The sequence below is a fragment of the Flavobacterium gillisiae genome, from assembly GCF_900107635.1.
Taxonomy (GTDB): Bacteria; Bacteroidota; Bacteroidia; order Flavobacteriales; family Flavobacteriaceae; genus Flavobacterium; species Flavobacterium gillisiae.
Genome location: NZ_FNRD01000020.1, coordinates 1 through 19,460 on the forward strand (window position 1 = coordinate 1; position 19,460 = coordinate 19,460).

A 19,460-nucleotide genomic window follows, 5' to 3' on the forward strand; every position below is an offset into this window, starting at 1 on the left:
GCACCAACATTGGCCGTCATATTCGATGGACATGTTATAGTTGGATTGATATTGTCACTAACAATTACAGTAAAAGAACAGCTAACACTGTTATTTGCTGCATCAGAAACAGTATAGGTTACTGTTGTCGTTCCAAGATTAAAGACTTGCGTTCCTAAATTATTGATACCAGAAGCTGCAGAATTTCCTGTAGTTGCACCAGTTAAAGCCCAAGTCAATTTGGTAACGGAGCAGTTGTCATTAGTAGTTGGATTTGGAGTGATTACACTTGCGGTACAAGATCCTGCACCAATATTGGCCGTCATATTCGATGGACATGTTATAGTTGGATTGATATTGTCACTAACAATTACGGTAAAAGAACAGCTAACACTGTTATTCGCTGCATCAGAAACAGTATAGGTTACTGTTGTCGTTCCAAGATTAAAGACTTGAGTTCCTAAATTATTGATTCCTGTTGCTACTGAATTTGCAGTAGTTGCTCCAGTTAATGCCCAGGTCAATTTTGTCACCGAGCAATTATCTGCCGTAACAGGATTTGCTGTAGCTACACTAGCGGTACAAGTACCAGCTCCTACATTTGGAGTTAAGTTTGTTGGGCAAGAGGTAAAGGTTGGATTGATGTTATCAGTTACAATTACAGTATATGAGCAATTGGCAGTGTTTCCAGCTGCATCTGATACGGTATAAGTAACAGTTGTAGTTCCTAAATTAAATACTTGAGTTCCTAAATTATTGATTCCTGTTGCTGCTGAATTTGCAGTAGTTGCACCAGTTAAAGCCCAGGTCAATTTTGTCACCGAGCAATTATCTGCCGTAACAGAATTTGCTGTAGCTACACTAGCGGTACAAGTACCAGCTCCTACATTGGTATTCACATTCGCTGGACACGATATAGTTGGATTGATATTGTCACTAACAATGACAGTGTAATAACACACTTCGCTGTTTCCAGCCGCATCAGATGCTGTATAAGTAACGGTCGTAGTTCCTAGATTAAATGCTTGCGTTGCTAGATTATTGATTCCAGTTGCTGGAGAATTCCCTGTGGTTGCGCCGGTCAAAGCCCAAGTCAATTTCGTAACCGCGCAATTATCTGCCGTAACAGGATTTGCTGTAGCTACACTAGCGGTACAAGTACCAGCTCCTACATTTGGAGTTAAGTTTGTTGGGCAAGAGGTAAAGGTTGGATTTTCAATATCTGGAACAGTGCATTGCCCATAATTATAAAACGAACTTAGAACTAACAGTATTGTAAATAAGTATTTTTTTTTCATGGCATCTACATTTTAGAAATAAAATTCTAATAATTTATAAAATGGAAATAGAAGAATCTAAAACCGTTTTGTAACTGTAATAATGCCCGATTATATTTGTGGTATTTACATTAAGAGAGTAACAAAGTAGTAACTTGTTCACTAATTCTCTTTTTATCTAATATAGAAAACAGTATAAGTTTTCAAATAATTTATTAGTGTAAAATATAGATTATGGGCTTATCTTGCTGTAATATAACGAAGTAACAACTTTTTTCGGGAATTAAAAAGATTTTACCGACCAAGATGTCTTAAATATCGATGAACTACTTCTTTTAAAAAAATAGTTTCCTTTTTTATTCATTTTTAGCCTTAAGTTTCAAGGAAAAACAAAACTGCCTATTATGGCAGTTTTTTGTTTTTGTAACGATAGACTTGATAAATTAAGGGATAATTATTTTTTTACTAAAATCTCCTTTTGAAGTTTGAATTCTTGCGATATATACACCAGAACTTACTTTTTTGATAGGAAGTTGAATGTTTTGTTGGGATTGATTTTTAATTTCCCAAGTACTTATTGATTGGCCAACGATATTAAATAACGTAACTTTTGTAACAATTGTATCTAATAAATTATTATTGATTACAAGGCTGTTTCCATTTTGTAAATAATTGATTTTAATAGTATTATCATTGATTTTTTTTTCGTCAACTCTCAATTTTTTATATGTAAATCGTAATGAAAAACGAGTATTGTTTTCCCCTTTAGGAACGGTTATTTCAAATGCTTCATTGCGAATATCATGATACATATCAGTGTCATTATCATAAATAAAAATGGTTTGCTCAATGTCAATGTTTTCTAATCCATCAATCATGAATTTTACAGTTCCTTCCGCATCTGTTTTTATGCCAATGGGGTAGGAGGCACTTGTATCAAAGTAACCTTCTCCTTGAATCGCCAATTGATTTTCTTCATTCAGGAAGTACATGTCGTTAGGGAAATCATCAATATTCAATCCATCATAACCAGCATCTATGCCAGCAGTCGCTTTTTCATTCATAAAACCTAGTAATACCTGGCGGTGAAAATCATTATGAGAGTTGAAGCCTAAACGGATTCTTTTACTGGTATCTGCAGTTTCAGTATCATTTTCATTCGATTTCCAGGTTTGCTTTACATCTTTCTTTGTTTTATAAATAACATTAGAATAGGTAGCATCGTCTTCTTTATGAAAACCACGTTGACTATTTTTGAAAACAATTGTACCTCCGGATCCAATTTTCCCGTTTACAAAAAAGCCTTGCCCGACAGGAATAAAACGATTAGGGATTCCTCTTGACGGTGTTCCTGATTGACTGATAAAATCTATACCTGCTGATGCCGGTGCAATACCTCCAGTAAGGTTTCGTACTGCATATCCCCCTTGGTAATCACGAAGTATATGGGTGTTATTTGTTGCGTAATGTTCCCAAAAGTAAAGTGTTCCATCTAGAGATGGACTTGAAAAGGATTCGATAGCACCAATATTATCATTTATAAAAGCATCGGCGTCTATTGCTGATGGATATGGATTTCCTGTTAATAGTAATTGATCATCACCTACGGTGCTTGATGCGATTGTTCCATTGTTTGGTTTACCAACAAAAGTATAAGTTTGGTTTCCTAAAGCGCTTCCGCTTCCTTTCATAGTATATCCTAGACCTACTCTAAGAGGAGCTGTTTCTAAAAACTGTGTCCAGTTTGCATAATCATTATTCAAACTGTCAAATTTATACAACCAATAACGAGCTACACTAATAGGAGCAGTAGGTGACCCGTCATAACCCCCAACCCAATTGATGTTTTGTGGTGTTGTTGTAGTCCCATCTTTCATAACACCCGCAACAGTGTAGTCTTTGTTGTTTTGAGTTGTATTTATTGGACTTACAGGAGAACTCCAGTAATTGTAGTTGTACTTATTTGATTGGCCTAGCTGGTCTCTCTCAATCGAACCGCTACTCGCGACATCCAAAATACTTCCTTCGGTTTGTACCAATTGTGACCTACCCACTAAGTCTATTTTTCCATCTAACTTTAAATAATGCGAAATTTCGATTTTATTATTATTATTAGCTTCAAGCGTGTTACTTTCAACAAGTAATCCTAATACTGTTTTATTACCAGCAGTAGTTATATTGTTATTGGTTTTAACTATGTTCCAATCAATATACGTAGTCCCATCGACACCTAAAGTATTAGGTATATTCCAAACGCTACCGTTTGTCCATGTACTAGATGTTTCCCAAGGAGTATGTGCTGACGACGTGTATGGTAAAGGAGCTGTTTCTGGTTGTGCAGTTACAATACCAATTAATTTACCATTACGAAGATTGCTAGTTTTGTCTACCAAGAATCCGTTAAGGACGTCAGTAGACTGAGTCATCTGATAGTAGCCTTCTAGATTGGACCAACTAAGTCCTGGAACCGTTAATGGCACTATTGCACCTAGGACATTAGTACTCGTATTAGTAATACGTTGATTCATCATTTGGCGCGTTTGCGCAGTTGTGAGCGCAACATTCCAGATGCGTAATTCTTGCATCCAACCCTTGAAATAATTAGTAGGCAGATAAGGATAATTAGATCCTTGAATCATCGCACCTAGAATACATTTAGCATTATTATTCGCTACGGGGTTAGCGCCTGCTGTTGCATTTTTGACGCTAATTCCATCAATGTACAGATTGTATGATGTACCATTAAATGTAACTGCAATGTGGTACCATCTACCCGTATTTATTGCGTAATTTGAAGTTATAGCGTTACTGTTGTTCCAGTTGAAAGAAACAACATTATTAACTAATCTTAAATCGTATCCATCAGTAAGGGCACTGGAACTTCTTTTTGAAAAAATAGTTTGAATCCCAGCATTAGATGCTCCCGGTTTAATCCAAGTTTCGATACTAAAAGATCCAGTATTTAAATTATAATTATTTTTTAAATTAACATTATCGTCTATTCCGTCAAAATCTAATTTGTTACATAACCCTATGCTTACAAGTACGTCATCAATAATAGGGGTGCAGCTTCCACCACCAAAAGGGAGTGTCCATCTCAAGGTATACCCCCCCGTATTAGGACTTGAGAATTCAGTCGTTGGGCTATTAATATTGGAGAAAAGCTCGCCCCCCCCAGCTGGACCGCTAGCAATGGACCATGTGCCTGACGTACCTGCAGTGGCGCCAAGAGTTACAGCTTCTAATCCGCAAACAGGTGGTGCTTTATCAGGTCCTGCTAAAGCTGCGAAACAAGGGCTATTCGAGCTATTGAAATTCACTAAAATAGGTTTAAAAATCAGACCTCCACAGCTAGATGTTGGATCACTACCTTGCGAAATAGGTAAATTAAAAGCGGTGTTAGATATGGATCCATTTCCAGTAATCGCTCCATTTATTGAGATACTTGCATTACAACCCGAATTAAATAAGGTAGCACAATCAGTGGTTAATGTTACTTTAAATATTAAGCTTCCTAATAATGTGTTTGGGTCTGAAAGTAAAGGGAGATTACCTACGTTCCATATTACGGAATTAGATCCAGAATCATAATAGGGAGCATTCGCGGGCGTAAAAGAAGGATGAATAAGGCTGGTAGTAATACTTCCAACTCCATATAATGCAGATACAGGCACTGGAACGGTTATGATTGTGTTCTTTGTGGGCTCTGAACCCCTATTTTTGATGTCGATCTTGTACTCTATTTCATCCCCAGGCAGTGCCGTTAAGGGTGTGGCTGGAGTGACACCGCCAATTTTGTTTACAACAATAAGTCCTTGAGGCTCTGGTATGTAAGCGTCTACCGACATGGCAAAACCAAAGATGGTAAATATATCGCCCGATGAGCCAAAGCGAAATGTAGTAGATGTTTGGTTATTTCCAATAACTAAATTACTTGTGTTAGGAATCGTAAACATACTAAAATCGACTCCTGTATTATTTTTTAGGATTGGATCACTTTTGCCTGCAGCTGGAATCGGAAAAATAGAAGAATTGAAAAAGTTATTAGTCGTGTTTCCAGCATGATTTAAGGTTAAATAATTAGTTGCGTTATAGGTATTAGGATCCGCATTCAATTTTTGAACTGCGAGATAATCTCCACTTAGGCCCACATCTCCCTCGGCTGCCATTACCCCTAATTTCATGTTCACAGGTCCTGTACCAACAGTTGTGAATCCTGAAATAGGAATGTTTCCGAACTCGCCAGCATTACTGTTCAGTGTTCCGTTTACATAGGCATACCCATCAAAAAGGGTTACTGCTCGGCTTTTCATAACTGGATTTTCATAGATAACAATCATTGTCCATCCCCCTGAAAAACCGGGTGAGTCATTATTTGATCCCGCTTCTAATAAGGCAATATCAGCAACGGTGTAAGCACCTGGCCCATTTGCTTTTACGTAATCTGTTATTTCTTGATAACCCACAAAAATTCCGCTGTAGGTTGTTCCTGGAAAAAGAAGTTCTGAATTAGCTCCTACTGTTTTTGCGGTAATGGTAGTATAGGTGCTTGCTCCTGGTCCTTTTAATTTTATTGCTTTTTTATTAAAAGATTTGGAGTCAGTTATGTAGTTGGGTACAGTTCCTGATACATTTATGGCTGCCGATGATGTACTTTGAACAGTTGAATTATTATTGTCTGTAGCCGAACTTCTTATTAGTTGATTGATAGTTAGGTTTACTCCTCCATCTGCAATAACATAGGGAGTAGTAAGTGTGGCAGTATAGACACCACCCGAACTTACCGATGTAAAAAGGATATTAGATGTTGTTGGGCTATTATTTACTCTTAATGTTATGGTAGGAGTATTATTAAATTCGAAAGCATAGGTGTTACCATTACCGCTAAAAGTATAAACAGGCCAGCGACTATTACCAGAATTGTTTACAGTTATTGCAAGGCTATAATTGGAGTCAGTTATGCTTTGGTTATGACCTACAGTGGAGTTAGTATTCACTGTTTTAGTACCTGATTGAACTTGTCTTGATGCCGTAAATGTATCTGATGAACTTGACTTTCCAGTCCAATATAGTCCCGCAAAGAGTACAGTGGAGCAATTTTGACTGGCGGTATTTTCTCCTCCATTTGAAAGTTCAAGAGTTGCTTTAGAAGAATTGAAAGTTGCTGGGTCAGTGTCAGTGTCCACGAACTTCATATAATTATATTGATTGTCAATATTGTCTCCGTAGGTTGCAAGTGTCAAGTTAGTATTCCCCAACATAGTAAAATCACCTTTTACATTGTAGATCTTTTTGGTAGGTGTTGCTGCTGATGATCTTTGTAAAAAATTTACTTGTGGAGTAGTTACCGTTTGCGCGTATATTGTAAAAAAAGGAATAACAAAAATTAATAATAAAAATAATTTTTGTTTAATAGTAAAGTTCTCCATAAGTTGTTTTTTTAATTGAAAGCATTTCAGTTTTGGAGTGTAAAAAGAAGGACTGTTTTAAAAATCCAATTTTAGAGAGTAAAAGTATAAAACATTTTATTTTAGTATCGATAAAAAGCTTTAAAAATCGATTAAATACATAAAAAATAAAACAAAGTAGGTTAAGTATGATAAAAAACAGCAAAATAATTTTTGATAAAAGGATTGTCAATCCGGATTGAATTATCGAATTAACTTCAAGTCGATAATTTTGAATAACAAGTACGCATATCGCTTTTGATGTGATTTTTATATTGGGAATAGTACATTAGAGCTTAAAAAAAAGAGAAAATAATTAAGATGCACTAAATGATAGTTGAAAATGTGTTTGAATCGCATTGTTTTGACTAGTATAATCGTATCAATTGTAGAGAATTAGCGAAGTAAAATAAAATAACTGAAACAAATTGAGGATTGTAATGTGGTATTTTATAAAACAAAATCTATTTTATTTAGATTTTACTACAAATGAAAAAACCCTTAAACAGTTGATGTTTAAGGGTTTGTTTTTGTAGCGAAGACGGGAGTTGAACCCGTGACCTCAGGGTTATGAATTTGATTTTTTAATCAAAAAACCTGATTTATATGCTTTTATGTAACTTAAAATTCATAAAACCGTGTACGGATTGTGTACAGTGATTATTAAAATATAAAGCTAATTTAATCAATTTTAATTCAAATTAACATTATGACAATAGAAATTAATAAAACACTTGTTATGGATATTGTAAAACAAATTATTGGTCAACAAATAAATCTATATGTTGGTTTTAATCTTGGAACGTATTGATTTTTTTTAATTACGATAAATTCTTTTTGTATTAGATTAATTGAATCTTGAGTAATTACATAAAGGTCTTTACGGGAAACCACAAAAGAATGAAATATTAATACTATACATTTGTCAAGATTGTACTTTTTCTTACAATTAAAAGAGTTGCTTTTTTGTGTTCCTATTCAAAATATATTTATGAAACAGCTATACGGGATTATTTTTACCTGCATTCTAATAATTTCAGTTAATACATTAAATGCTAAAGTTAGTAGCACTTATTTAAATATTGAGAAAAAAATACTAAATAAAGTAGGCAATGATTTGGCACCTCCAACGGCAACCATAGCCGCTAGCACTTCTTCTGTGTGTCAAAATTCAACAAGTCCCTTAATAACTTTTGCTGGTAGCGGCGGTACTGCTCCTTATACTTTTATTTATAAAATTAATGGAGGAGCTAATCAAACAATTTCAACTACTGGTACTAATGTTTCAATAACACTTCCTGTAAACACTTCTAACGCTGGAACTTTTAATTATAGTTTAGTTAGCGTAATAGATTCCTCAACTCCATCAGAAACCTCCACTGTTTCAGGACAGACTGCTGTTATTATTATTAATACCCAAGCTAATGCTGATTTAAACTCGAGTGCTACTGCTGATACTTTTAATGGATTTCCAGTATTTAAAGTTTGTAGTAATCAAGCAACTTTAATAGACTTTTTTAATGCTTCTTCAACAATAAGTACAAATGTTAATTATACAATAAATTGGGGTGACAGTAGTCCAAACTTTACGTCAAACAACTGGACTTCAGTAAGTCATAACTATTCTGTAGGACTATGGACACTTACCTACAGTATAACTGCACAAAATGGTTGTAACATAACAAAAATCTATAAAGTCTTCGTTGGGAATAATCCAGCAGTAGGATTAGGTAATCCAGGAAATACAGATATTTGTATTAGCTCTGATTTGACATTTCCCATTACAGGAACAGGTAATAATCCGCCGGGAACTACATACACAGTTACCTTTAATGATGGTTCAAATCCAATAACATTTAATCACCCACCACCATCTTCAGTCACCCATACTTTCTTAAAGACATCATGTGGTACATCAAGTAATATTGGTGCGGCGACCTATCAAAACTCATTTTATGCGAGCATTGTTGCTATAAATCCATGTGACCAATCTTCTGCAACTGTAGTACCTATTAGAATATCTACTCCACCTATAGCTAACTTTAGTCTACCTCAAACTTTAAAGTGTACTAATTCACAAATTTGTTTAACAAATACTTCAACAGGTGGTGACTCAGCATCATCATCAAGTTGTACAACACCAAAAATTATTTGGTCAATAGTACCTAATACTGGTTTCAACCTTGCTAGCGGAACCTTAGGTAATGATTTTGGTTCAACAAATACTAATTCATGGAATAGTGGATCTACTTCTATTTGCCCGATATTTACCGTTCCGGGTAATTATTCAATAACAATGAAAATTGGAAATAGATGTGGAATTGACCAAATTACCAAAACAATCTGCATCGAACAACCTTTAGTTCCAAGTTTCATATTAAACACAAATTCTGGTTGTACTCCGTTATCTCTTACAACCAACAACACAACTCCTTCTCCAAACAGTTGTACTACTCCAACTTATGTTTGGAATGTTACTTATACAAACGGGAATTGTGGAACAAGTATAAGCCCTATACCAAATCAAAATACTACAAATGCTTCTTATAATTTGACTGAAGCTGGAACTTATACTATAAAATTAACAGCTACTAATTCCTGTGGAAGTTTTAATTCTACTCAAACAGTTGTTGTGAAAAAACCACCTACAACTTCAGCAATTAATGGAATACTGACAAATTATTGTGGTCCAACAACAATTAACCCTACAGCAACAGTTACTGCTTGTGCTCCTGGATCTGGAACACTTACCTACGCTTGGAGTTTTCCGGGCGGAACTCCATCGTCTTCAACTGCTCAAGTACCAGTCGCAATTAACTACACTGCTTCTGGGACTCATACAGTTACTTTGGTAGTTACAAATGAATGTGGAGCCTCAACTCCTTTTACAAAGACATTTACCATAAATGATGCTCCTACGCTAACAACAACTCCTTTAGCTCAAACTATTTGCTCAGGAACAGCAACGTCTGCTATTAACTTAACATCTAATTTAACAGGAGCAACTTACACTTGGGCTGGTACAGCTACAGCAGGAATATCTGGCTTTACTCCCTCCGGTGCAACAAATACAATTCCATCACAAACTATAACTAGCACAAGTTCCTCAACTGGAACTATAACTTATGTAATTACGCCTTCAATAAATGGGTGTAGTGGAACACCAACTAATTATGTAATTACAATAAATCCTGGTCCGAGTATTACATCCCAGCCCGTATCAAGTACAATATGTCTAGGTGGAACTCCAGCTAGTCTTAACGTTACCTTAAACAATACTTCCGGGGGAGCAACTTATCAATGGTATTCAAATACTGTAAATAATGCAACCACTGGAACTATTATTTCAGGCGCAGTAAATCCTAATTATTTGCCTCTTGCTTCTACAGTTGGTAAAACTTATTACTATTGCATAATCACTTTAACCTCTGGAGGGTGTTCTAGTATAGCATCAACTATTGCTTCGGTTACAGTCGTCAATTCTGCAAGTATAACAACCCAACCTCTAGCAAGTCAAAACCTATGTGTTGGAGCTGCTATTACTTCTGCATTATCCGTTTCGTATTCAGGTGGAACAGGTACACCAACTTATCAATGGTTTTCCAATTTAACAAATTCAACAACTGGCGGGACTGCAATTTCTGGAGCAATAAATTCGACTTATTTACCACCGATTTTTACATCTGCGAGTTCTTATTTTTATTATGTAATAATTACTTTAAGTGGCAATAGTTGTGGAAATCTAACTAGTTCGGTTGCTGAAATAATAGTGAATAGTGATCCAACAATTGCTACACAACCTTTAAGTTCTCAGAGCGTTTGTCAAAATACGATACCAACTAATTTAACAGTTATATTACCTAGTGGAAGTGGAGCGTTTTCTTATCAATGGTATAGCAATCTTGTAAATAATACTACTGGAGGTACTATTATAGCTACTGCTACTAATAGTACGTATACTCCACTAACAACAGTGGCGGGTACAAAATATTATTACTGTGTAATTACTCAAAATGGAGTTACAGGATGTGGGGTAACTAGTGCAACTGCTGCTGTTATTATTAATATTGCACCAAGTTTTACATCACAACCATTATCAAGTACAATTTGTTTGGGACAATCAACTCCTCAATTAAGTGTCACTTATGCAAATGGCTCAGGAACTGCGCAGTACCAATGGTATAATAATACTTTAAATTCTACTACTGGTGGAACTGCAATAGCTTTTTCCAATGCCGCTACTTTTCAACCTTCAAGTAGTACGATTGGAACAAACTACTATTATTGTGTTATAACTTTTCCCTCATTATCGGGTGGATGCGGAGTTATAACTTCAATCGTTGCTCAAGTAACAGTAAATCCAAAAGCTACAATATCCTCTAAGACTTCAACAATATGCAGTGGTGAAGCATTTACAATAACACCTACCAATACTTCTGGGGATATTGTATCGACTGGGACTACATATACTTGGTCAAACCCAACGATTAGCCCGAGTGGTTCAGTAACAGGAGCTTCTGCTCAATCATCTGCACAAAACAATATTAGCCAGACATTAATTAATACAAAAACTTCAATAGCAACAGTTACTTATACGGTAACGCCCACAACAGGATCATGTGTAGGTACAATATTTACAATTATTGTAACGGTAAACCCATCAACAAATCCAAATGCAGTAAAAACGGATGTCACTTGTTTTGGAATAAATAATGGTTCCATAACAACAAATATTACCGGAGGAATACCTTTTTCTACAGGAGCCCCTTATATAATTTCTTGGTCTGGACCAAATGGTTTTACCTCGACAGCTCCTATTATTAGCTCACTTAATCCTGGAGTTTATACTCTTTCAATTACAGATACTGGTGGCTGTCCAATATTGAATAATTATACCATTAGCGAACCAATTGACATTTCTATAACAACAGATACAAAAACAAATATTAGTTGTTTTGGAAGTGCTAATGGGGCAGTAGCAACAAGCGTTCTTGGTGGAGTTGGGAACTATAGTTATGCATGGACAAAGAACGGAATCCCATATGCTACAACTGATGATATTTCTAATCTTAGCGCAGGAACTTATGTCCTATCGGTTTCAGATGCAAATAATTGCGGACCAAAAACGGCAAGTTTTACAATAATAGAGCCTCCTGTTTTAGCAGTTTCTTTAGTAAGTCAAACGAATATTACTTGTTATGGAGCATCAACTGGAGCAATAGCAGTAACTACCATAGGAGGAACTGTAGCAAGCGATTACAATTATTCATGGTCTGGGCCAAATGGCTTTACAAGTTCTAATCAAAATTTAAATAATCTTTTAGCAGGAACTTACAATCTAACGGTAACGGATGATTTAGGTTGTAGTAAAATTTTAGCCATCATACTAACCCAATCATCTGAAATCGTAATTAATGTTGTTACAACACCAATTGTTTGTTATGGCGATAATAATGCAACTATATCTATAACTCTTTCTGGTGGGAATGCTCCTTATCAGACACAATGGAGTAATTTGGCAGTTGGATTAAATCAAAATAATTTAGCCCCTGGTGATTATACAATTACTGTTATTGATAAATTAGGTTGTCAAAAAGTATTAGCAATTAATATTCCTAGTCCACCAATATTTAAGATGGATCCAACAATTACTCAAATATCATGTTTTGGAGCAAATGATGGAACCATAAAATTAAATTTTGTTGGAGGGATGCCCACTGTAAAATTAGTTTGGAGTGATAATAGTGCTGCCGGAACAACGCGGAATAATCTTGGCCCAGGTACTTATACTGCGACAATAATTGATGGGACACCTTGTCAAATTACAAAAACTTTTGTGATGATTGAACCGCAAGCATTGGTTTTAGCAGCAAATATTACTAATGCATTAGATTGTAATAATGCCAATAGCGGAGCCATTAATTTATTGGTTTCAGGTGGGACAGCTCCTTTTTCTTACGCTTGGTCTAATGGTTCAGTAACAGAAGATTTAAATGCTATTTCTGCGGGTAATTATTTAGTTACCGTTACTGATGCTAGAAGATGTACAGTTTCTGGAAACTACTCTATTGTGAGGCCATCTCCGATCGTTGTAAAAGTAGAAACTGTAACCGATTTTAATTGCGAAACTAAAGTTATTAAGCAGTCGTTCGTTGCAAAGGCTTCAGGTGGAATTCCTCCATATCAATATGTTTGGTCAAGCGGAGTTGTTAGTGGTCCTAATAATGAAATAATGAATACATCCCAAAATGGTTTAATTGTATTAAATGCTTTAGATTCTCGGAGTTGTAGTGCTGCCTATACATTTGACGTAGTCATTCCGGAATTAGGGACGCCTTCTTTTGAAACTGAATCTATCGCCTTTGCTACCTATGGACTTTATTCAATTGAAGATCCTATTCAGTTTACCAATGCTGCAAGTGGAGATTATGGTAATATATCTTGGGATTTTGGGGATGGTACTTTCTCAAATGAAAAAAATCCTATTCATGTTTATAAAAAAGAGGGGACCTATATCGTAAGTCAGACGGTTACTTATCCTTTTGGATGTGTTTATATTCATACAGTTAATTTGAAACTGGAAAAAGGATACAGCTTAATTCCTCCAACGGGGTTTACACCTAACAATGATGGTATCAATGATTATTTCGCTCCTGTATTTTTGGGATTGAGCGATATCCATTTTGATGTTTATGATACTTGGGGTAGCTTAATTTATTCGGAATCAGGTGAAAACATTAGAGGTTGGGATGGTAAAATCAAGAATAAAGATGGCGAAAATGGTAATTATTATTTCAAAATCACTGCCAAAACATTTTATGGAGCAACAGTTAAAGAGCAAGGGGCATTAGTACTTATAAATTAATAAAAATGAAGTTCAAAATACTATTTACAATACTATGCAGTTTGTTTTTCTCTCAAATGAAAGCACAGGACCCAGTATTTACTCAATATTTTCTTATTCCTGAAACATTAAACCCTGGGTTTTCAGGGTTTTTAGAGACTACTTACGCAGGTATTATTCATAGATCACAATGGCCAGATTTAGATTTAAAGATTGACACTGATTATGCTTTTATTAATACTTGGAGCGAAAAAACGAATAGCGGTATAGGTTTTAGTGTCCTTAGTCATCGAGAGAATAATACGAAATACAGTTTTACTCAATTTAACGCCAGTTATGCTTATAGAGTTGCTCTCAATGACGAATGGTATTTCAGACCAGCTATAGAAGTTGGTTTTGGAACCAAATCGTTTGGATTTGGTAACCTAATATTAGCAGACCAGATCAATATTGGTTCAGGAACCGTCAATCCTACTAGTGGTGACCCCACAATTTTGAATGACAAATTTCAATTTTTTGATTTTACTGCTGGGATGGTCATTAATAATGAGAATTCCTGGTTCGGACTATCTTTAAAACACATCAATAAACCCAATATTTCATTTGTTGCAGATAGAAATATTCCTTTAAACATGTTTTTATCCGCGAGTGCGGGATATGAATTTCTAGTGGTTGATTATTTAGATGTGGTTTTATTCCCGTACGAAACAAAGTTTCTCCTAACAGCTAATTATATGAACCAGGGGGAATACAATCGATTGGATTTTGGATCTTCCATTATGTTCAAGACAGTTTTTTTCGGGGTGTCTGCTGCTACAAACCCTTGGACTAAGGCAGATAACAGCCACTTGGTAACTTCGTTAAATGTATTTGGAGGATTGCAATACGAACATTTAAAGTTTGGTTTATCACACGATTTTAGCACCTCAAAAATGGGGAAAACCGGGGGGATTTATGAATTGTCTTTGACCTATCAGTTTGATCTCAATGTTAAATGTTTTGGTTGTCCTAATTATATAACGGATTATTGAGTTATAGTCTTGTAATCTAACGTAAACCATTATTTATAGTCGCTTATGAGAATAATAAATTTTAATATTAAACGATTAAGTCCTTTGTCAAATTTGAAGTCAATAATTACATTAATAAAAAGCTACAATGCTGACATTGTGGTTTTAACGGAAACAAACTCAAAGACAATTGATTTAGGTAGCGAGTATTTTGAGCAGCACACAGCTCACTTAACAAGACATCATGATGATGTTGATTTCTATAAAGAGGGGAAAATAGAGTTAGTATTTACTCAAAACACCCAATAAATACTAGTTTTCAAACTACTGATGAAAATACAAATTTGGCGATAGAATTGGAAACTCCTTTGGGAAATTTAACTGTTTACGGAACAATAATTGGGGTTTTTGGTTATAGTGGAAAAAAGGATAGATTTATAAAAGACTATAATGATCAAAAAAATGATTTCAATAGAATATTCACAAATAGAAATGTTTGTTTAGTAGGGGATTTAAACATTTCGCTTTCTGGCTGGATATATCCAAGTAGAGAATATCGAGAAAAACTAAATGCCATAATAGAAGAATTTGATTTAGATAATTCTACGGGGAATTTAGGTGATAACATTGATCATATTTTGATTTCAAAAAAGTTTATTGAAGGTGGAGAAGTTGAAGTAGAGGAGTTTAATGTAGATAAAAAATTAAGCGATCATATTGGAGTATGCTTGACAGTAAAAGAAGAATCAAAATAGATGTTCTAAGACTAATAACAGGGTAAATCAACCAACATTAACAATCTCGTTATCATTATCATCAAGCAGTTCAAAGGTTTTGATTAAGTTCAAAATCTGAGGATTAATTTTGGCTAGTCTATTGATTTCAATTTCTGTTTTAGTGTATTGAATTTCAACCACCTTTGGTTTTTTAGATTCAAAATAGATATCAGCTAAATCTGTTCCTTCGGGAACATTTTTGCTTTCTACGTAATCGCTGCATTTGATAGTGAAACCATCAAGTTGTAATTGTTTGCTTTTTTTATTCCAGTCCTCATATTCACTTTTATCTGGGAAAGCAATTATATTAAACTTCTTGATAAATGCTAATAACTCTTTCTTGAAATTTGCTTTACTTCCAGTGGCCAACCATAAATAGTTGGGCAGAAATAAGCTCATTATGATTGCTGTTTTTTCAGCTTCAACTAAAGCAACAGTTCGTGTTGGAAATTCATTGATTAGGTGTAACCCGAAAAGGCACTGTTCTAATTCGAAGTTTGGAATTTTTAATATTTTGTGCATCCAGTTAATGTGATTGTATGGCTTTTTTACTCTTTTAGCAGTCGCTAAATCATATAACATTACCTTACCTGTAACTATCTCCTGATTCTGATTTACTTGCCAGAAAACAGTAGCGCCGTTCCAATGACTTGATGTTCCAATCAAGTACTTCTTTATAACTGCTTTTAATTCTTCATCAGAAAAATAAGTTCTTAAAAATTGGATAAAATTATTACTTTTATAATTCTTACCTGACTTGATTACCTCATTATATTTTATTGTAGATTTCTCCCTTTTTATTTCTTGGATGGGAACTATTGTTGACTGATATGCTTGTTTAGGGCTTTCATGAAACTTACAGCTGGTTTCTCTATCGCACTTACCGTAATTACCCTCTAAATAGCCCTTATTCTCGTTGTCTATGTATCTTACGAATCTTTTTTTGCCACATCGTGGACATATGAATTTCTTACTCGTTTTATCTAATGAAAATTTGTACATAACGTTATTTTATAGATTCGTAATACTCGTAACATTCGTACCTGTTACGAATGTTACGAGTATTACGAATACTTTAATTTCTTAACTTTTCTAAATTGCGTACTAAGTAGATATTCAATTCGCTCTTGTCTGTCTATCGATTCTTGATCTTCTTCGGACAAAAGTTCATCTAAGCTGAATACTTTCAATTCAGGTCTTAACTTATCAAATAAAGCGTCACGCTCGGAATCCGAGAGTGTCTGTATTATCTGATATGCTAGAGCTGCCGTCATCTATTAGTTATTGTCTTTTAAAGCCTTACGGATTGTTCCTTCAGAAACCCCAAGCGCTTTAGCTATCTCAGTATTTGGCATTTTTTTATTTTTCATAGCTACTATTTCTTGTAATCTATCATCGGTATCTTTGGGAGAGAATTGTTTAAGGTGATCCAACTCATTTTCAAAACCAACAAACGAAAATTGTAAAAAGTTGGATAGGTTTTCAATTTTGCTAATGATTACATTTTGCGTGTCGTACATATGCTCGGTGTTTCTTTGCTTAATTTGTTTTAGATACCGTAAGCCAGATTCTTGGTGGCTTTCTCCAATAGCAAAGCAGCTATCACAGAAGTTCATCAGCATTTTACTTCCTGACAAATCATTTTTAGTAATGGGTTTTGACGCATCTCTTTTTGGGGAATGTGCCAATACTAAGATTGATAGTAAATATTTCTTTTTCAAGCCATTTAATAATTTCATTAGCGGAAGAGCGTCTTTTGCTTTTTCAGTATCGTTATTCAGATAAGTAATGTTGTCAATTACCAGAATTTTTATACCGTCTTTAATGATCGCTTGCTCTATCGAACAACATAAAAACTCTTCAAAGGATTTAAAGTTGCTAGGCGTTTCCTGTTCAGGATTAATTTCAGCACGAAGTAAGTTTTCGTTAAATATATAATGGTCGGAATAGTTGTTTGAATACCTCTTTTCAAGTTGTTTGTCTGATAGTTCAAAATCAAAATAAAGAACTTTCTGCGGTTCTGTTTCCAGTTTAAAACCATAAATACAAACTCCTTTGCTAATGCTGTTTGCTATTTGTAAGGAAAGAATTGACTTTCCTAGATTTGTATCTGAAAACAAAATACAAAGTTCATTTTCAAACCATAGTTCGCTGAATAGCATATTAGGTATTGGTCTTCGCTTTGCTTCATCAATCCATTCATTCACACATTTAGTGATGAAACAATTTGAATTTGTCGTTGTAATAGATGCTGTATTAGGTTTAATTAGAGTTAGTTCTTGTATCAATTCTTCTTTAAATTGGTGTGTTTCGTTGCTCATATTGTTATTTTTTGGTATTTATAAATGACAGTATAGTGTATACACTTTGTATTACACATTGTATACATCATTGTATTACAAAGTGTAACACAATGATGTATACAGATAGATTTAAATGTAAATTCTGGTTATAGAGCCTTTAGAGGCTATGTGTGCGCTAAATCCTGAATAATCAAAAGACTCGTTTTCGAATAATTTGCAAAATTTGAACTGGTTATTTCCAGGGTTGTATTGGTTTATGACTCTAATAAGATCAACTAATACATTCTCAAATTCTTCTATTAAGTGCTTTGGTAAAGCGTTGTCTTTGATAACTCTCAATAGTATGTTTTTGAGTTCTATCAGAATGTGCTTTTCGCTATTGTCTTGTGGTTGTCCCTTTTTATCATAGATCCAAGTGATCAGATATAAAAATTCATTGGAGTTATAGAAGCCATTTGCAAATGCTGAAAAATCAGTGTTTTCTTCATCTATATCCTCCTTAATATGATTTGATAAAATGGCTCTAATGTTCTCTGAGATGGAGATCCCTTTGTTTGACGATTCTTCAATAAGGGCATCTCTAGTTTCCTCGGAAACACGTACGTTTAAGATTACTGTTTTCATAATTATCCTTTTTGGTTTAGATAATTAAGTACGTCGATTTTCTTGAATCGAATAGTTCCTTTAATTTTTGTAAAAGGGATCTTACCTTCCTTACGAAGTTTCCATAAAGTGACTTCACTGCAGCCAAAGATTTTGCAGGTTTCCTTTACGGAAATTCTCTCTTCATTTGATGTAAGAGATTCTGAAGTAATTGGTGTTTTGTTTTCTAAGACTAGTAGAACTCTTAATTGTAGTGTTTTGAGTTCTTTTACCTCCTCTTGGAGGTTTTTAAATGATTGTAAAAATTGTGTTTGTTGCATCATAAATTTTATTAAAATTATTTGATTGCAAGTAACTCAACTTGTTTAATTTCAGCAAATTAAATGTATGTTAGAGAGATGTTAGGAAGTGGTAAATGTATGTTAGGAAAGGGCAAAAGTATGTTAGATGCTAAGTTCTCATATTTTTTTTGGCAAATTCATCCCAAGCATCAGAAATTTTCAAGACTCTTTCGTTGTGTTCATAATTTATTTTTTTAGCAAATGAATTAATTATTGCAGGTTTAAAATTATATTCAGATTGCAGAAAATCAATAAATTTTGTTTTATTGTCAGTTATCAATTCTTTTTTTATAAGAACTTCATATAGACTATCTGTTTGTGCTTTTCTCTTGTCAGCAAAACTTTTGAATTGTAAATTCGTAAATTGATACGATTCTAATTTTGTGAAAATATGTCTGTATTTATTAAAATTAATTGCATCATCAACTTTATTTGTGAAATATAGATCATTTTCAAATCCAAAACGAGCGTTCAATTCCACAGCTACTTGTTTCAATGCTTCAAAAGTTGTTACGTCAGAGTATATTTGGAATTCAGTTCTGTTATGTTTTCGTTGTGGTTTTCCAAAAAGATAGTCGGCAATTGCTCCACTGACACTTAAATCATGTTTAATGTCCTCATATTGATAATAAATCATTTGTAATTTGGAGGGATTATATGTGTGAGCAACGCCATCGGAATCTACTTTGTGATCAAAAACGGGAAATGCATCTTCAAATATATCATTGTATATTTGTTTAAAATGTTTTAAGCCACATTTTTTTTGCTTTTTGAATTCAAGTCCATTGGGTATTTCGGTCGGACCGTGCCACCCATTTCGGTTGAAATGGTGCCACTTTGAAAGATATTACAATAATACAAAAAGTTTGTTCAGTTTAAA

At 34.4% G+C, this 19,460-nt stretch carries 12 protein-coding genes; 4 read left to right on the top strand and 8 right to left on the bottom strand.

What is annotated here, in order from left to right; genetic code table 11:
• Together BLV35_RS18880 and BLV35_RS18885 are read right to left on the bottom strand one after the other, a co-directional pair.
• The coding region (locus BLV35_RS18880; RefSeq protein WP_143031891.1) for an HYR domain-containing protein at positions 1 to 1,277 on the bottom strand (1,277 nt) is incomplete at its 3' end.
• Between the two features lie 422 nt (positions 1,278 to 1,699).
• A complete protein-coding gene (locus tag BLV35_RS18885) occupies positions 1,700 to 6,685 on the bottom strand; it encodes a LamG-like jellyroll fold domain-containing protein (RefSeq protein WP_091093906.1) in 4,986 nt (1,661 codons plus the stop codon).
• 1,009 nt (positions 6,686 to 7,694) lie between these two features.
• Between BLV35_RS18885 and BLV35_RS18890 the strand changes: the two genes are divergently transcribed.
• From BLV35_RS18890 to BLV35_RS18905, 4 genes are all read left to right on the top strand, one after another.
• Positions 7,695 to 13,568, top strand: a complete 5,874-nt coding sequence (locus BLV35_RS18890; protein ID WP_091093910.1) for a PKD domain-containing protein — start codon at positions 7,695 to 7,697, stop codon at positions 13,566 to 13,568.
• A gap of 5 nt (positions 13,569 to 13,573) precedes the next feature.
• Entirely contained in the window at positions 13,574 to 14,578 is a 1,005-nt protein-coding gene (locus BLV35_RS18895) for a PorP/SprF family type IX secretion system membrane protein (RefSeq protein WP_091093913.1), read from the top strand.
• A 93-nt stretch (positions 14,579 to 14,671) separates the two neighbouring features.
• On the top strand, positions 14,672 to 14,866 hold the full coding sequence (locus BLV35_RS18900; RefSeq protein WP_143031892.1) for a hypothetical protein: 195 nt from the start codon (positions 14,672 to 14,674) through the stop codon (positions 14,864 to 14,866).
• Complete coding sequence (locus BLV35_RS18905) at positions 14,863 to 15,312, top strand: endonuclease/exonuclease/phosphatase family protein (RefSeq protein ID WP_245712113.1); 450 nt, start codon at positions 14,863 to 14,865, stop codon at positions 15,310 to 15,312. The genes BLV35_RS18900 and BLV35_RS18905 overlap by 4 nt, the downstream gene beginning before the upstream one ends.
• A gap of 27 nt (positions 15,313 to 15,339) precedes the next feature.
• Here the strand turns inward: BLV35_RS18905 and BLV35_RS18910 are convergent, their stop codons facing one another.
• From BLV35_RS18910 to BLV35_RS18935, 6 genes are all read right to left on the bottom strand, one after another.
• Complete coding sequence (locus BLV35_RS18910; RefSeq protein WP_091093921.1) at positions 15,340 to 16,335, bottom strand: DUF6371 domain-containing protein; 996 nt, start codon at positions 16,333 to 16,335, stop codon at positions 15,340 to 15,342.
• 62 nt (positions 16,336 to 16,397) lie between these two features.
• Positions 16,398 to 16,607, bottom strand: coding sequence for a hypothetical protein (locus tag BLV35_RS18915; RefSeq protein WP_091093924.1), 210 nt, complete (start codon positions 16,605 to 16,607; stop codon positions 16,398 to 16,400).
• Between the two features lie 3 nt (positions 16,608 to 16,610).
• Complete coding sequence (locus BLV35_RS18920; protein ID WP_091093927.1) at positions 16,611 to 17,654, bottom strand: AAA family ATPase; 1,044 nt, start codon at positions 17,652 to 17,654, stop codon at positions 16,611 to 16,613.
• A 111-nt stretch (positions 17,655 to 17,765) separates the two neighbouring features.
• Positions 17,766 to 18,260: a hypothetical protein gene (locus tag BLV35_RS18925; RefSeq protein WP_091093929.1), complete on the bottom strand. Its 495-nt coding sequence runs from the start codon at positions 18,258 to 18,260 to the stop codon at positions 17,766 to 17,768.
• Between the two features lie 2 nt (positions 18,261 to 18,262).
• The gene (locus BLV35_RS18930) at positions 18,263 to 18,562 is read right to left on the bottom strand and encodes a helix-turn-helix domain-containing protein (RefSeq protein WP_091093932.1); all 300 of its coding nucleotides are present in this window, start codon (positions 18,560 to 18,562) and stop codon (positions 18,263 to 18,265) included.
• A gap of 127 nt (positions 18,563 to 18,689) precedes the next feature.
• On the bottom strand, positions 18,690 to 19,217 hold the full coding sequence (locus BLV35_RS18935) for a hypothetical protein (protein ID WP_091093935.1): 528 nt from the start codon (positions 19,215 to 19,217) through the stop codon (positions 18,690 to 18,692).
• Positions 19,218 to 19,460: the final 243 nt, after the last annotated feature.

Excerpts from the sequence above, each read along its gene's own strand:
- BLV35_RS18885 (WP_091093906.1), bottom strand. The coding sequence starts at position 6,685 with ATGGAGAACTTTACTATTAAACAAAAATTATTTTTATTATTAATTTTT.
- BLV35_RS18890 (WP_091093910.1), top strand. The coding sequence starts at position 7,695 with ATGAAACAGCTATACGGGATTATTTTTACCTGCATTCTAATAATTTCA.
- BLV35_RS18895 (WP_091093913.1), top strand. The coding sequence starts at position 13,574 with ATGAAGTTCAAAATACTATTTACAATACTATGCAGTTTGTTTTTCTCT.
- BLV35_RS18910 (WP_091093921.1), bottom strand. The coding sequence starts at position 16,335 with ATGTACAAATTTTCATTAGATAAAACGAGTAAGAAATTCATATGTCCA.
- BLV35_RS18915 (WP_091093924.1), bottom strand. The coding sequence starts at position 16,607 with ATGACGGCAGCTCTAGCATATCAGATAATACAGACACTCTCGGATTCC.
- BLV35_RS18920 (WP_091093927.1), bottom strand. The coding sequence starts at position 17,654 with ATGAGCAACGAAACACACCAATTTAAAGAAGAATTGATACAAGAACTA.
- BLV35_RS18925 (WP_091093929.1), bottom strand. The coding sequence starts at position 18,260 with ATGAAAACAGTAATCTTAAACGTACGTGTTTCCGAGGAAACTAGAGAT.
- BLV35_RS18930 (WP_091093932.1), bottom strand. The coding sequence starts at position 18,562 with ATGATGCAACAAACACAATTTTTACAATCATTTAAAAACCTCCAAGAG.
- BLV35_RS18935 (WP_091093935.1), bottom strand. The coding sequence starts at position 19,217 with ATGATTTATTATCAATATGAGGACATTAAACATGATTTAAGTGTCAGT.